The 14839-nt window shown below is 56.9% G+C and carries 11 protein-coding genes; all 11 read right to left on the bottom strand.

The window, feature by feature from the left end; genetic code table 11:
• Nucleotides 1–414: 414 nt before the first annotated feature.
• Complete coding sequence (gene tyrS, locus HMPREF2928_RS03370) at nucleotides 415–1719, bottom strand: tyrosine--tRNA ligase (protein WP_005507861.1); 1305 nt, start codon at nucleotides 1717–1719, stop codon at nucleotides 415–417.
• 166 nt (nucleotides 1720–1885) lie between these two features.
• Nucleotides 1886–4180 (bottom strand): HelD family protein, encoded by a 2295-nt coding sequence (locus HMPREF2928_RS03365; RefSeq protein ID WP_070687943.1) that lies wholly within the window; start codon nucleotides 4178–4180, stop codon nucleotides 1886–1888.
• Nucleotides 4181–4406: 226 nt separating this feature from the next.
• Entirely contained in the window at nucleotides 4407–4982 is a 576-nt protein-coding gene (locus HMPREF2928_RS03360; RefSeq protein WP_049355170.1) for an adenine phosphoribosyltransferase, read from the bottom strand.
• A gap of 134 nt (nucleotides 4983–5116) precedes the next feature.
• A complete protein-coding gene (locus tag HMPREF2928_RS03355) occupies nucleotides 5117–6727 on the bottom strand; it encodes an AMP-binding protein (protein ID WP_070687362.1) in 1611 nt (536 codons plus the stop codon).
• A gap of 153 nt (nucleotides 6728–6880) precedes the next feature.
• Nucleotides 6881–7366, bottom strand: a complete 486-nt coding sequence (locus HMPREF2928_RS03350) for an arginine repressor (RefSeq protein WP_005507137.1) — start codon at nucleotides 7364–7366, stop codon at nucleotides 6881–6883.
• 399 nt (nucleotides 7367–7765) lie between these two features.
• Nucleotides 7766–8542, bottom strand: a complete 777-nt coding sequence (locus tag HMPREF2928_RS03345) for a hypothetical protein (RefSeq protein WP_070687361.1) — start codon at nucleotides 8540–8542, stop codon at nucleotides 7766–7768.
• Nucleotides 8543–8734: 192 nt separating this feature from the next.
• Nucleotides 8735–11305 carry a phenylalanine--tRNA ligase subunit beta gene (gene pheT / locus HMPREF2928_RS03340; RefSeq protein ID WP_070687360.1) on the bottom strand — a complete coding sequence of 857 codons (2571 nt, stop codon included), beginning with the start codon at nucleotides 11303–11305 and terminating at the stop codon, nucleotides 8735–8737.
• Between the two features lie 3 nt (nucleotides 11306–11308).
• Nucleotides 11309–12436: a phenylalanine--tRNA ligase subunit alpha gene (gene pheS / locus HMPREF2928_RS03335; protein ID WP_070687359.1), complete on the bottom strand. Its 1128-nt coding sequence runs from the start codon at nucleotides 12434–12436 to the stop codon at nucleotides 11309–11311.
• 238 nt (nucleotides 12437–12674) lie between these two features.
• A complete protein-coding gene (locus HMPREF2928_RS03330; protein ID WP_070687365.1) occupies nucleotides 12675–13196 on the bottom strand; it encodes an ABC transporter ATPase in 522 nt (173 codons plus the stop codon).
• Between the two features lie 315 nt (nucleotides 13197–13511).
• Complete coding sequence (locus tag HMPREF2928_RS03325; protein ID WP_049350159.1) at nucleotides 13512–13994, bottom strand: (deoxy)nucleoside triphosphate pyrophosphohydrolase; 483 nt, start codon at nucleotides 13992–13994, stop codon at nucleotides 13512–13514.
• A 16-nt stretch (nucleotides 13995–14010) separates the two neighbouring features.
• The gene (locus HMPREF2928_RS03320) at nucleotides 14011–14826 is read right to left on the bottom strand and encodes a DUF421 domain-containing protein (protein ID WP_070687358.1); all 816 of its coding nucleotides are present in this window, start codon (nucleotides 14824–14826) and stop codon (nucleotides 14011–14013) included.
• Between the last annotated feature and the right edge of the window lie 13 nt (nucleotides 14827–14839).

Genomic DNA, 14839 nt, shown 5'->3' with positions numbered 1-14839 from the left:
GAAATAGGGTGAAGTAGACCACAAGTGGGGTCTTGAAAGGGTCTCAAACACCCCTCCAGGCACCAAACCGCCTAGTCAGTGTGTTTTATGGGTGCTAAAAAATCTTCAAAAAACTTCCAAAAAACCTCAAAAATCTGCGAATTCCCCTCTCGGGAGCCCCAAAACAGGGTCGAACGGCGCCTAAAGCCCTCGCCAACAAAGACAAACCAAGAAAACCCAGAGCCAGAGGGCAGCAGAACGATACAAGAAGAGCCCCTCCTGACGGAGGAGCTCTGTGTGTATAGGGAATGTATATAGGGAACAGAAAAGGAGGGGCACTCCCCCGCCGAACATTCAGTACCGAACACTCAATACTAAACACTCAGCAGAGAAGCACCCCTCCCCCTCTATATGTATAGAGAAAGTCAGAAAAGACTAGATCAGCTCCACAGCGCCCTGGTTCTTCTTGCCACGGCGAACCATCGCAAAACGACCGTGCAGCAGATCATCCTTAGAAATAGCTGCGTCCTCACCCTGAACCTTCACGCCGTTCACCGAAGCGCCGCCCTCCTTCAGAATGCGACGAGCCTCAGAGTTAGACTTCGCAAAGCCCAGCTCAGTCAGAACAGAAATCATGTCCAGACGGTCCTCGGACAGCTTAGCCGAAGGAAGCTCAGCAACCACAGACTCCAAGGTAGCCTCATCCAGAGCAGCGAAATCGCCCTTACCGAACAAAGCCTCCGAAGCAGCCACAGCCTGATCAGTAGCCTCAGTACCGTGAACCAGCGAAGTCACCAGGTACGCCAGAGTCTTCTGAGCCTCACGCTTAAACGGCTCCTTCTCAACCTTCTCCGCAAACTCGGCAATCTCAGCACGAGTCAAGAAAGTAAAGACCTTCAGGCGATCCAGCACATCCGCATCCGCAGTGTTCAGCCAGAACTGGTAGAAAGCGTACGGCGAGCACATCTGCGGGTTCAGCCAAATAGCGTTGCCCTCGCTCTTACCGAACTTAGTGCCATCAGAGTTAGTAATCAGCGGAGTACCAATAGCGTGAACGCTCTTACCCTCCACCTTACGAATCAGCTCGGTACCGCTGGTCAGGTTACCCCACTGATCAGAACCACCGGTCTGCAGAGTACAACCGAAACGACGGTTCAGCTCCAAGAAGTCCAAGCCCTGCAGAATCTGGTACGAGAACTCGGTGTACGAAATGCCCTCATCAGAGTTCAGGCGCTTCGCAACAATCTCCTTCTTCACCATGGTGCCCACGCGGAAATGCTTACCAACATCGCGCAGCAACTGCAGAGCAGACATCTGACCGCTCCAGTCCAAGTTATTCACCATACGAGCAGCGTTCTCACCCTCGAAAGACAGGAAACGCTCAATCTGAGCACGCAGAGACTTAACCCACTCAGCAACAACCTCAGGAGAGTTCAGCACACGCTCAGACGTCTGACGCGGATCACCAATCAAACCGGTGAAACCACCCACCAGACCCAGCGGCTTGTGACCGGCAAGCTGCAGACGACGCATCACCAGCAGCTGCACCAAGTGACCCAGGTGCAAAGAAGCCGCAGTCGGATCATAACCCGTATAGAAAGTCAGGCTCTCCTCGCTCAGCGCCTTCTCCAAAGCAGCCTCGTCAGTGCTCACGTGCACCAGGCCGCGCCACTTCAGCTCCTGCCAAATATTCTCGAAGGTATCGTCATTATGCTGCGCGTTGAGGATCTCGGCAGACATGCTTCTCCCATTCACAAGGTAACAACGCCCGAAGGCGCTCGAACAAAATATGTAACAAGCCTAGCACCGCACCAGCCCAAACGCTCAGAAAAACCCAAGCGAGCGCCCAAACCGGTGCGGCACCGGCTCAAAGAAATAACAGATAGAGGCTACACGAGCCGCAAGGCTACAGACCCGCGGGCATCCGCGAGCCCACCATGTGCAGGCGCTGAGTCGGACGAGTCATCGACACGTACAAATCGCCCACAGCACCATCAGCATCATCAATCAGCTGCTGCGGCTCAACAATCACCACAACATCAAACTCCAGGCCCTTCGCCTCCCACGGAGTCAGAACCAGCACCTGATTCTCCAACGCAGTCTGCGCGGTACCCGTACGATCAGCATGAGCACGAGCCACGGCCTGAGCCGTCTGAACATACAGGCTCGGCGGGCACACCACACCAATCAGAGCACCACCCGAATGAGCGACCTCCTCGCTGACCACGGACACGGTCTGCTCCACAACAGACTCGGCGGCAACCTCATGAACCAGCGGAGGCCACTGACCCTCACGCACCGCACGAGGCGCAGACACCTCATAGCCAGCAGCCTGAGCAACCGACACCGCTGCCTCAGCAATCTGAGCCGGAGTACGGTAATTAATCGTCAGCTCCTCCAGAGTGAAACGCTCACCCACAAACGGCTCCAACGCCTGCGACCACGAGGAAGCAGCCGCAGCAGAAGAAGCCTGAGCAATATCGCCCACAATCGTGAACGACTTCATCGGGCAACGACGCATCAGCAAACGCCACTGCATGGGCGAGAGCTCCTGGGCCTCATCCACCACAATATGGCCATACGCCCACGTACGATCAGCAGAAGCCGCAGCCGCAGCAGTCATACGTTCGCCACGAACCTCATTCATCATCGCAATCTGCTCAGGAGTAATCACGCCATCAGCGCCAATATCCTCCAGCGACTGGTGGACATTCTCCAAAGCTTTCGCCGCATTCTCAAGGTTCGCACGATGCTCCGCCGCAGCACGAGCCGCAGCAGCCGCACCGGTCACCTTCGAAAAATCACCCAAAAGCTCAGCAGCCTCATCCAGCAGAGGAACATCAGCCTCCGTGAAGGGGGCGTCCGCCGGGCGAGCCAGCAGCTCACGCTCAGCCTTCGACAACTCACGAGTCGCAGACTCCAGATAGTGAGGCTTCGAGAACAGCGAGCGCAACAGAGTCTCCGGCGACAGCGGCATCCATGCCAGGTTCAAGGCACGGCGCACATCCATCGAAGCACGCACATCATCCTGCAGATACGGACGCTCCACCACACGACCCGCCGCACGGTTCAGCTGATCATCCAGCTTCGCGGTCAGCTCCTTCAACAGAATCTTCACGAACGTCTCACGAGCCTCATTATGCGGCTTGCCCGTTGAACGAGCACGAGAACGAGCCGAACGAACCATCTCCGGAGTCAGCTCAACATCAGTACCCTCAACGTTCAGACGCTGAACCTGAGCCGGCACCTTCTGACGATCCGCCACCGCACGCTTAATAACCTTCACCATGCGCAAATCGCCCTTCAGGGCGGCAACCGCGCGGTCCTTCTCAGGCACAGCACGCAGACCCGGGTACAGGGTCGCCAACGAAGCCATCACCACGCCGGTCTCACCCAGCGAAGGAAGCACACGCTCGATATACCACATGAACGAATTCGACGGACCAACCACCAGCACGCCAGCCTTCGACAGGCGCTCACGGTTCGTATACAGCAGGTACGCCGCACGATGCAGCGCCACAGCAGTCTTACCGGTACCGGGACCACCCTGCACAACACGCACACCCGGCAGCTCCGAGCGGATAATCGCATCCTGCTCAGCCTGAATCGTCGCCACAATATCGCCCATGCGGCCGGTACGCTTCTTATTCAGCGCCGCCAACAGAGCACCCTCACCGTGGAGGGTGTTCTCATCCTGCAGCATCTCCGAATCGAAGACCTCATCCTCAATATTTACGACAGTGCGGCCCTCAAGCATCAGGTGACGGCGGCGGCGCACACCCATCGAGTGGAAAGCAGTCGCCTGATAGAACGTACCCGCCTCCGGGGCACGCCAGTCCATCAGCAGACGCTGCTGATTGCTATCCGTAATACCAATACGACCGATATAACGCACCGCATCAGCGCCCTCACGGTCCATATCCAGTCGGCCAAACGTCAGACGAGAATCCACAGCATTCAGCTGCGCCAAACGATCCTCATAGTGAGTAGCAAAAGAGTCACGCTCCGAACGGTTCTGATGACCGCCCACCGCCTGATTCTTACGCACAGCAGCCAGCTTCTCAGCCGTCTCCTCGCGGAGCTCATCCAGGCGAGCATACACGCGAGCAACATACTCACGCTCCGCAGCCATCTGCTCAGCAAACAGCTTCTCAGCCGCCGAAGAATCAGCAGACTGCTGGGGCAAAGATTCAGATGACACGTAAGCTCCTTAAACCTATGGTGTCTCAAAGACAGGATGCGACAGGCACCCAAAAATACGGGTCACTATTTTACAGGACAGGCTCCGAAGGGCAGAAATATTACCCCCGTAGAAAACCTGCACCGGCATACACAGAAAAGTGCCCCACCGGCTCAACCGGCAGGGCACCCCTCATCAATATCGGCTACACACGCCCAACCGGCGGCAAGCCTCAAACTCTATAAAACTACTTCGACGGTAGCGGATACTCAGACACCAAGCTCAGCGTCTCAAGACGGTAACCGTCCAGCGCCTCACGACCGCCCAGACCCTCCAGCTCCAGAAGAGCACCAACGCCGGCAACCTTCAGGTTCGCACGCTCCACCAGCTTCGCGGCAGCCACCAGGGTACCGCCAGTCGCCAGCAGATCATCCAGCAGAAGAACACGAGTGCCCGGCGCGAAATCATTACAGTGAATCTCAATCGCCGCGCTACCGTACTCCAGCGCATACTCCTCACGGTACGTCTCACGCGGAAGCTTACCCGCCTTACGAACCGTCATAATGCCGGTGCCAGTAGCGTACGCGAGCGCAGAAGCCAACAAGAAACCGCGAGCCTCAACACCAGCCACCACATCAAACTGACCCTCAAAACGAGTAGCCAGCTCATCAATGCACGCCTTGAACACCTCAGCATTAGCGAAGAGAGTGGTCACATCGTAAAAGAGGATGCCCTCATGCGGGTAATTCGGAATCGTAGCGCAAGCAGCCGGAATCAACTGCTCAATAGGGGTTCGCGAAGCCTCAGAAGCGGGAACGCTCATGCTCTCTCTTTCGTGAAGGGGATAGCCCCGGAAAAAACGTCCGGGAACAATAACGCGGTAGAAGCCGCCTACAAAATTCTACCCTCTTCACCCGCTCTTGTCCTCAGATGAGCGACAAGAACCATCTGCCGGGATTAGCCTCTCTGAATCACAACCCGCAAGTCACGCTTAAGAATCTTGCCGGTCGGCCCCAGCGGCATGCTCTCCACCATCACGTAGCGGCGAGGATACTTATACGCCGCCAAACGAGTACGCGCCAACGCATTCAACTCCGCCTGCAGCACGCCCTCATCAGCACCCGGACGCGGCATCACCACGGCGACAACCTCCTCGCCCACACGCTCATCCGGCACGCCCAACACAGCTACCGACTGCACCTGCTCATGAGTATAGAGAACATCCTCAATCTCACGCGGATATACCGAATAGCCGTTACGCAGAACCATGTCCTTAATACGGTCCACAATAAAAATATTGCCCTGCTCATCAACACGAGCAACATCGCCGGTCGCAAACCACTCGCCGTCAAAAACCTCAGCAGTAGCCGCAGGATTATTCCAGTAGCCAGCCATCACGTTCTCGCCGCGTACCCACAGCTGACCGCTCACACCCGGCGCGCACTCGGAACCCTGCGGGCAACGGACCTGCACCTGCACACCCGGCAACACACGACCCACCGAACCGAGCACCATGCCAAACTCCGCCTGATTAAACGAAACTACCGGCGAAGTCTCACTCAAACCGTAGCCCTCATACACCGGGCACTCAATCAGCGTTTTCAACGCAGAATGCACCGGCGCAGGCAGCGGCGAACCACCCGAAATACCGAAACGGATGCGACCACGCAGCGAGCGCGCACGCTCAGGCTCAGCCTCCAGCGCCGCCGCCAACGACACATACATGCTCGGGACTGCAGCCAACACCGACACCCCGGCACGCTCTATCAGATTCAGCGCGCCATCAGGGGTAAAACGCGATAGCAAAGCCACCGTAGCCGACGCCGCAAACGCCGCGTTCATCGACACCGTCTGACCAAACGCGTGGAACAGCGGAAGACCACCAAAAATGACATCATCAGCGGTGAAACCAAAAACGCTCACGCAGCTACGAGCATTCGAGAGGATATTCGCGTGAGTCAGCGTCGCGCCCTTAGGTTTGCCCGTCGTACCCGAAGTGTACAGAATAATCGCCGGATTACTCGCCGCCACCGGGACAGGCTCCAGAACAGCAGCCGCCGGAACAGCGTCCGACAGCGCACTATCGGCAGGCGCATCAAAAGGAGCCACCGGTGAGCCCTCTCCCCCGGTGAAAATCTCGCAACGAACCGAACCGTTCTTCACCGGCACCGTCGAGGTTGCCTCCGACGCCAGACGAGTACCCGCAAAAGCAAAAAGCACCTTCGCCCCGCTATCGCGCAGATTATACTCCAGCTCAGCACCCGACAACAGCGGATTCAACGGAACACAAATCGCGCCCGCAGCCACAATGCCGTAATACAACGCCGGCATCAACGCCACATTCGGCATAGACAACGCCACCCGGTCACCACGCTCAACACCGAGCGCCGCCAGATGACGCTGAACCTGCGCAGCAGCAGATGCCAACTGCGCGTAGCTCACCACCTGCATATCAGCAGAGTCAGAAGCCGGAATCGTCAAAGCCGCCTTAGCCCCAGAATCAGAACCGGAACCAGCCTCCGCCAAAAGGTAGGCAATATTGTTCGCTGAATCGTGCATTTCAGACATGATAGAAAACTCTCACCACAGAAAAATCGGTATATCTAGAAAAAGAGAAGCCGAGCTAGAAGCCCGCAAAAAGAGCCCGAAGACAGCAGAAGGGCGTACCTTCAACCGCTCCCCCGAAACATCAGAAGAACAGCGCAAGATACGCCCCAGCTACTACTGAGCAGCAGACCAATCTAAGAAGCTCTCGGCAAGCGCAGCCCCACCATTGGGGTCACGAGTAATCACTATTACCGTATCGTCACCGGCAATAGTGCCCATAATCGCTTCAAGACCGCCCTGATCAATAGACGAAGCCAAGAACTGCGCAGCACCCGGAGGAGTACGCAGAACCGTAATATTCGCCGAACCCTCAGCGGTAATCAGCAGCTCCTTAAACAGGGAAATCATACGGGCATCAGGTGCAGTGCCGCCGCCACGACGAGCAGGGTAATTCGGCACAGCATAAATCAAGCCGGCGCCTTCATCACGGATGCGCTCAGCGCCAATTTCAACAAGATCACGGGAAAGGGTCGCCTGAGTAACCTTCATACCATCATCGGTCAGGTACTGCGCCAGTTCAGCCTGGGAGCGGACACGTCGGGTCTGCAGCAATTCAACGATGCGTGCCTGACGCGCGATCTTGGTCGAGGGGAAAGGCATAATATCTCTTCTTCCTACGGTGCCAATCACGAATTCAGAACGGAGCTGCCCAACGGTGGCGCAGCGCAACATTCTTTACTACCCAAGATAATACATATGCACATAAATATGCGCGCCAAATATGGATTATTCCAAGATATGGGGGAATTTTCAGGGTTTATCTCACCAGCTGTCACACAAAACGCCGCGAATGTAGCGTGTATCTACACATTCGGGCGCATAACCTCGCAATGAATGCATAGCGTGCAAGAACATTGTGGGCTAGTGCGTTGTGCCGGTCAAGAGACCTTCTGGTAGGCGAGCGCGAAAAAGGAGCCCGCCTCCAGCAACACCACGTGCGCCAGAAACAGGCTCCCTCAACAAAACGTCAACCGGTCAATCCTCAAGATTCAGAAACGCCTAGCGCTCGTCCTCCACCAGACCATCCAGGTCCTCATACTCGACATCGCGCGAACGGCGGTTCAGCCACACAGCAAAACCCATACCCAGCAGAAGCACCAGCACCGCACCAACAATACTTGCGATACCGGCAAAACGCTCAGCATTCACGCTGTCCTCAGTCACAGGCTTCAACGTGCCCTTCTCAGCGGTGTAGACGACCTCAAGAGTGCCGCCCTTCTCCACCAACAGGCCATCCACCTCACGCGGGAACTCGGAAGGAACATCGCCAGTCTGCGAACCACGGAACTCAATCGGAGCGCCCGAAGTCACCTGATACTTATCCTTCAGGTTCGACACATAGGTCTTACCATTCAGCGCGTCATCAGCCGGCAGGTTGCCCTTATAACGAGCCACATTACCCTTCGTAATCAGGTCAGGAGTCAAATCCTGGTAGGTACCCTGAATGACCCAGCTCTTACCGGCATACTCGGCGTTATTATTCACCGACGCAAACGCGCGGACACCCACAACAGCCAAAACAATGGAAAGAATAACCGCAACCGCCGCAGAAAGAACCGACAGCCAGTTTACGCCCGGGCGGTCATCCAGCTCTTCCTCACTCATCGCGAAAAGGGAGGAGTTCTCTTCCTCATCGTCGTAATCCTCGTACTCGTCGTACTCGTCGTACTCCTCATATTCAGAATCCTCGTACTCAGAATCCTCAAAGTAGGTTTCTTCGACCTCAGTAGACTGCGACAGCTCATCCTGTTCGCGCGAGTTCTCTCGATTAGCCATTACTCTCTCCCTCACTTCATCTATCTTCTAGGGTACCCATAACCACATGAGTTCACCACTGAAAGCGCTTATCAACGCTTCATAAACCAACCCAACAGGTAAACCCACCACGCAACGCCAAAAGCTACGGGGTGGGAGCCAACAACTCCCACCCCGTCAGCACTAGGCATTACGCCATAGGGTTAGACCCGGTTAGACACGCGGTTCCGCACCCAGCTGCTCAACAGTCGCAGCCACAGCAGCCTCACGAGAAGCCGACGCCTCATCAGCAGTCAGCGTACGATCCGGCGCGCGGAAACGCAGAGCAAACGCCAAAGACTTCTTCGACTCATCAATACCGACACCGCGGTAATCATCAAAGACGCGGATGTCCTCCAGCAGCTCGCCAGCGCCCTCACGCAGAACACGCTCCACCTCAGAAGCAGGCAGATCGCGGTCCACCAGAAGCGCCACATCCTGAGTAGCAGCCGGGAAAGTCAGTACCGGAGTAGCCTGACGCGCCTCAACACGACCAGCAAACAGCGCCGAGAAATCCAGCTCAAACGCGCAGGTGCGCTCAGGCAGGTTCAGCTCCTGCAGCAGCTTCGGGTGCAGCTCGCCAGCGAAACCAACACGCTCACCGGCAACGTTCAGAACCTCAGCCACACGACCCGGGTGGAACGCAGTGTGCACACCGTTACGGACCTGAATCTCAGCCGAAACAGCGGCAGCCACCAGACGCACAGCGTCCAGAGCATCACGCCAATCGTAAGCGCGCGGAGCGGCACCCGGCATCACTTCATGCTCAGTACCTGCAAACAGACCAGCAATGAAAGTAGGCTGCTGCGGAATACCGGCATTCAAATCAGCCAGAACCTCATCCGAAGGACGAGCACCCAGCGGCGGAATAGACTCCGAACCCAGCTGCTCACCCGGAATGAACACGTGACCCGCCTCGAAAATAGCCAGGTTCTTGAAACCACGAGACAGGTTACGCTTCAGTACCTCAACCAGGCCCGGCAGCAGCGAGCGGCGCATCCAGCCCTCAGCCGAAGAAATCGGGTTCTCCAGGCGAACCGAAGGAACCTCAGTCACCGGGTTCTCAGGGGTGCTCACCCACGGAGCCGACCACAGGTTGTTCGCATCAGCCGACACGAAGGGGTACGCGAAAACCTCAGTCAGGCCCGAAGCCGCCAACGCATTCAGCGCACGACGCTTACCCGCCTGCTCCGGAGTGTAACCGCGACCCGCAGGAGCCACCGGCAGAGTCGAGGGGATGTTCTCGTAACCGTCAATACGTGCGATTTCCTCAGTCAGGTCCTCCTTCGCACGCAGGTCAGTACGCCACGACGGGACAGTCACCGCGTAACCAGACTCGGTACGCTCCACCGAGCAGCCAATCTCACGCAGGCAAGACTCAATCTGCTCCGGCGAGTAATCCACGCCAATACGACCGGCAGTGTAGTCAGCAGGCAGATCAATCACGACCGGCTCATAACCGAGCGACACATCAGTAACGCCCGGCTCAACCTGAGCACCAGCCAGCTCAACCAGCAGCTCAACCGCACGCTGAGCAGCCGCAGCCTGAATCTGCGGATCCACGCCACGCTCAAAACGCTTCGAGGACTCAGAAATCAGCTTGTGACGGCGAGCGGTACGAGCCACCGACACTTCATCAAAACGAGCAGACTCCACCAGAATGCGGGTGGTCGAATCGGTCACCTCAGTCGAAGCGCCACCCATCACACCGGCAAGACCAATCACGCCGGAATCATCAGCAATGACAATATCCTCGGGGTGCAGAGTACGCTCAACACCGTCCAGGGTCACCAGCTTCTCGCCAGCAGCGGCGCGACGCACCACAATCTCACCCTGAACCTTGTCAGCATCGTAGAAGTGCAGCGGCTGGCCGGTCTCCAGCATCACGTAGTTCGAAATATCCACCGGCAGCGACAGCGAGCGCACACCCGCCAGACGCAGACGCGAAGACATCCAGGTCGGAACCGGCGCGTCCGCCTTCACGCCCGACACCTCACGCATCACGAAACGAGTGCATGCGGGGTTACCGTGAATTGGGGCCTCATCACGCAGAGAAACCGGGTGACCGGACTCGTTCGCCTCCGGGGCGCGCTCGCCGTATGCCAGCACAAAATCCTCGAAGGAAGAACCGGTCGCGTGGCACCACTCGCGAGCAATACCGCGCAGGGAGAACGCGTAACCGCGGTCCGGGGTCACGTTCACCTCGGCAGCCTGATCGTACAGGCCCAGCAGCTCCATCGCATCGGTGCCAAGCTCCGGGTCCAGGCCCAGAGTCGAAAGCACCAGAATGCCACCGTGATCATCACCAATACCCAGCTCACGAGTCGAGGCAATCATGCCAGCCGACTTGTGGCCATAGGTCTTACGAGCGGTAATCGCGAAACCACCGGGCAGAACAGCGCCGGGCAGGGTCACAACAACCTTGTCGCCGGGCTTGAAATTGTGGGCACCACAAATAATGCCCTGAACACCGGAAGGCTCAATGCCCTTACCGGTCAGAGTCTGCTCCTGACCCTCCGGAACCACACGCACCTGGCACCAGTTCACGGTCTTGCCGTTCGAGTGGGTCTCCGGCTCCATAGAGAGCACCTGACCAACCACAATCGGGCCAGACAGCTCATCAGAGGGGCGGTGAACGTCTTCTTCTTCCAGGCCAACCTTCACCAGGGTTGCCATCAAATCTTCAGCCGAAGCATCCTCGGCTACAGGCACGAACTCGCGCAGCCATGACAGGGGTACACGCATAATTTAGATCTCCATCCCGAACTGCTCAGAGAAACGGATGTCGCCTTCAACCATGTCATGCATGTCAGCGACGTTGTTACGGAACATGAGGGTACGTTCAATACCCATACCGAAAGCGAAGCCCGAGTACTCCTCAGGATCAATACCCGCAGCACGCAGAACATTCGGGTTCACCATGCCGCAGCCGCCCCACTCAATCCACTGCGGGCCGCCCTTAGCGTTCGGGTGCCACAAATCCAGCTCAGCGGAAGGCTCAGTGAAGGGGAAGAAGTTCGGGCGCAGGCGAATCTTAGCCTCTTCGCCGAACATGGCGCGTGCCATGTACTCCAGGGTGCCCTTCAGGTCAGCCATGGTCAGGCCCTTATCCACGGCCAGGCCCTCAATCTGGTGGAAGACCGGGGTGTGGGTCGCGTCCAGCTCATCGGTGCGGTACACCTGGCCGGGGCACACAATGTACAGCGGCAGCTCACGCGAAAGTAGCGAACGCATCTGCACCGGGGAGGTGTGGGTGCGCAGCAGCAGGTGAGCGTTCTTCGGCTCAACGTAGAAGGTGTCCTGCATTTCGCGCGCCGGGTGGTCCGGCTTAATGTTCAGAGCGTCAAAGTTGTACCACTCAGACTCCAGCTCCGGGCCGTCAGCAACCTCCCAACCCATACCGACGAAAATATCGGTCAGGCGCTCCTGCATCAGAGCAATCGGGTGGCGGCCGCCCAGGGAACGGCGAGGCGAAGCAGCAGAAACGTCCACAGCTTCCTCAGCCAGGATGCGAGCCTCACGCTCAGCCTCCAGCTCAGCGGTACGAGCCTCAATAGCCTCAGTCAGGGCTGCACGAGCCTGACCCATCAGCTTACCCACCGGGCCCTTGTGCTGGTTCTGAAGATCACGCATCTGGCGGTTAGCGATGCTCATGATGCCCTTCTCACCGAAGAAGCTCAGGCGCACCTCCTTGAGGCTGTCAAAGTCCTTAGCCTTCTCGCGAATCTCATGCTTGGCACGCTCATGCTCAGCCTCAAAAGCCTCACGGATAGCGTCCAAACCGTTCTCGGGGTTCTCCTCCAGAACCTGCGCAATGCGGGCGAGAACCTGAGCCGGGCCGTTAAGACCCTCGTGTTCCTGCACGGAATCGGTCATTGTCACTCTTCTCTGCATACCACCGGCACTATGCCGGCTGGCTCGTTATACACCTTAGGTAGCACCGTCTGCTCTCCCCCGGCTACCCACACAGGGTGCGGAACAGGGGGGAAGGCGACGGGCGCATATCCTATCCATTTTAGACCAGAGAAGGAATCGTAAACAGCAGAACGCCCGGATAGTCCATCCGGGCGTTCTAGAGTATATCTTTTCAATAACAGGGTTGAAGAGAGCGCTTCTACTTCAGAGCCTGCTTCACAGCCGGGTCAAAAGAAGCACGAATCCACAGCACGTTCGCAATGAACCATGCCGCGTACAGGGGCACGAAGCCGTAGCGCTGAGCGTCAATGACATTACCAATCAGAGACAGGATCGCCACGAACGCACCCAGAATTGCAAAAATCAGACCGACAGTCAGGCCCAGACGCTTGCCCTTCTGAATCGTGAAGTACACCCAGATGTACACAACCGCAGAAACAACCAGCAGGCCGATACCGCCTGCAACGCCGACCTCCGGCAGACCCTTCAGCGGGGACAGGTTATCCGGTGCGACCGAGGAAATAACACCGTGGATCAAGCAGAGCAGCGCGGAGACAATCATAATCTCCTGCAGACGCAGAATCTTCGGGTGCTTGGTCGGCGAGTGGAACAGAATTCCGCGCGGCTCAGCGCCGCCTTCCTGAATATAAATAGCTTGAGTGTCCGAGGGAACCGCGTCGGAGCGGTAGGTACCCGGATCAAACGGGGGTTGAGCAGTCATCATTGTCTCCCAATACGTATGTGATTTCTCCCTCAATACTACCCGCCTGCCGATTGGTTTCCAAAGTATGTATCCGTGTCGAACCCATATATGACAAATTCCTCTCCCCCACAAATACACAAGTCAGGATTACACGGCGCATAAATCACCCTCAAAATATGAATAAAGGCGGGACTCCTCATAGGGAATCCCGCCTTCAAACAGCGTCAAAAAAGATGTAGAAAATTTATCACACTACCGCCGCGAGTTTGTCACATAACGGTGACTTAGCCTCGCAACGAGCCAACACAGAGTCTTAGCGCCACAGCACTAGGATTACGCCTCGCCAGTACCTGTATCCTGCAGCTGCTGCAGAAGAGCCGAAACAATCGGCAAATCCGCCGGAATCCACGGCAAACCCAGCAAATCATCGTACGCCTGCGCGTCATCCTTAGACTTCGGCAACGACATCCACCGCAGCGCGCTGTGATCTTCCAAAGTATCCGGAGTACCCGAAAGAATCTCCGCAAAGAACACGCGCATCGCCAGACGCTCGCTCAGACGCCAGCCCTGCGGGTACGCGCCGGGCACCTCAGCACCCAAACGCGCCTGCACGCCCAGCTCCTCCTTCAGCTCACGCACCAGCGCCTGCTCGCAGCTCTCCCCCGGCTCGACCTTACCGCCCGGGAACTCCCACATGCCGGCAACAGTCTGCGGCTCAGAACGCTGAGCCACCAGCATACGGGTCGGAGCCTCCAAAGAATCAACCACGGCGGCGCCAACCACCTGAACCTCAAACGAGGGCGACACTTCACTCATCTTTCTCTACCTTCTTCTACGCTTTAGAATCCTTCGTCGGATGCGCATCCTCAGCAGCGTGCTCCGCTACTTCCTTCTTAGCATCCTCAGTATCCTCCGGCTCAGGAGCTTCCTCCACGCCTTCCTGCCACTCTTCTTCCTTATCATTCATATTCGAGGCTTCTGCCACCTCACGGCGAATAGTAGTGCCGTCATTGAGCAGAATGAGCAGGCGGTTACCGTTCTTGAACTCCATGAGGAAGACATCCTCAAGTTCGACCTCAGCCGCACGCAACTGCAGGTACACCCAATCCTCGGTCTTGTGCGCATCCGCGATATCGCGAGTGACCAAGGTACCCTTCACAATCAGAGCAAAGTTCGGCACACCGTCGCCCTTACGAATCACACTCAGCACACCATTCGGCTCAATCTGAGCGAACTCAATGTCTTCCAGGTCGTAAATACCCTGCGCACGAAGGTCAGCAATCAGGCGCATCGGATCAAGAACCACATCTGCCTGCTGGAAGCTCTTAATATCGATATCACCATCCGTAATGACCGGCACGCGCTGCTCACGCACCGCCATATGCAGAAAACGAATCTTCGTGGTCGCCACGTTCAGCAGCTGAATCATGCACAGCGTAAACACCATGTAGATGACAAAGTAGAACAGGCTAATCTGCGTGCTGTACAACACGCCACCGAACACACCACCGATGACAAAGTTACCGATGGTATCAATCGGGGTCTGGTGCCCCGCCTGAGAACGGTGAGTCAGACGCAGGTACACCAAAAGAATGATCAGGCCAACGAAAATCTTTAGCAAACCATCAACGATCATCTCAACGGTCATAACGAAAATCTCC

Source organism: Rothia sp. HMSC072B04 (genome assembly GCF_001813725.1).
GTDB lineage: Bacteria > Actinomycetota > Actinomycetes > Actinomycetales > Micrococcaceae > Rothia > Rothia mucilaginosa.
The sequence above is the reverse complement of the archived record's forward strand: the minus strand, read 5'-3'. Positions and strand labels throughout refer to the sequence as shown.